The following is a 279-nucleotide window of genomic DNA, read 5'->3' as shown; positions in this document are numbered from 1 at the left end:
CATTTTTAGAGAGTAAGCCGGACACGATGGCCGCCATGACAGACAAGAAGCCCTTCTACATTACGACCGCGATTTCCTACCCGAACGGCAAGCCGCATATCGGCCATGCCTACGAGTTGATCGCGACGGACGCCTTGGCGCGCTTTCAGCGCCTCGATGGACGCGATGTCTTCTTTCTGACGGGCACCGACGAACACGGCCAGAAGATGCAGCAGACGGCGCGGGCGGAGGGCATCACGGCTCAGGAGCTCGCGGACCGCAACTCCGGTGAGTTCCAGG

Annotated in this window: 1 protein-coding gene; it reads left to right on the top strand. The window is 60.9% G+C overall.

What is annotated here, in order from left to right; translation table 11 throughout:
- Window positions 1-35: 35 nt before the first annotated feature.
- A partial coding sequence (locus tag ACPYOM_RS22345; protein ID WP_481347642.1) for a class I tRNA ligase family protein occupies window positions 36-279 on the top strand: 244 nt, incomplete at its 3' end.

This window comes from Monashia sp. HAY1-2A, assembly GCF_056755315.1.
Note: the sequence above shows the minus strand (reverse complement) of the source record. Positions and strands in the feature narration are given on the sequence as shown.